Source organism: Bartonella sp. AA23NXGY, assembly GCF_042197165.1.
Lineage (GTDB): Bacteria > Pseudomonadota > Alphaproteobacteria > Rhizobiales > Rhizobiaceae > Bartonella.
In genome coordinates this window covers 1-722 of the sequence record NZ_JBHIRO010000099.1, presented here as the reverse complement: position 1 = coordinate 722, position 722 = coordinate 1, and the positions used below count along the sequence as shown (strand labels likewise).

The window sequence follows — 722 nt, the reverse complement described above, 5'->3', positions numbered from 1 at the left end:
GCGATGCGCTATCTTATTGACTATGAAGGACTCGGTAAGACTCTTCTCAAAGATGTTGGTATTCCACGTGCAAGTTTTATTCCTCTTGGTAATCTTGGAGCTTTGGATGAAAAAGAGGGACAACCCTTTAAACTTGATCTCCAAAAAGCAAAGCAACTTTTAACAGAGGCAGGTTATCCGGATGGTTTTGAGGCCAGTATTTTTGCCGGTGCCTCTCCTTATCCTTTTGCTTTGCCTATTGCTCAGTCTCTCCAAGACAATGCAAAAAAGGTAGGGGTACGTTTTAAAATTGAACGCTTCGTAGGCACGCAGTTATTTTCAAAACTATCTGCACGTACTTTTGATACAATTTTTTTCGGATGGAATAATGATTCTGCGGATCCTCATACAATGGCTTCACGTCTTATTTATAATCCAGATAATCGGCTTGAGGCTAAAAATACAGGCTATGCGAGTTGGTGCCATGGGTATTTGGATGAAACTATGAATCAAAAGGTTCAAGATGCATTGTTTCAAAAAGATCCCAAAAAACGGGCGCAAATGTATGCTGATTTACAACGTGATTTTATGCAGAAAGGGCCTTATGCTTTTATCTATCAGACATATGTTTCTGTAGCGATGACACCTGATGTCAAAAAATGGGTTTGGAATAGTGCACCACGTATTTTTTATAGTGCAATTGAAAAATAAGAAGGTATCAAGTTTATAAAATATAAAAAACA

The 722-nt window shown here is 38.1% G+C and carries 1 protein-coding gene; it reads left to right on the top strand.

Translation table 11 applies throughout. The annotated features are described in order from the left end of the window. On the top strand, positions 1 to 690 hold a 690-nt coding region (locus tag ACFINY_RS09865; protein WP_375701079.1), incomplete at its 5' end, for an ABC transporter substrate-binding protein. Between the last annotated feature and the right edge of the window lie 32 nt (positions 691 to 722).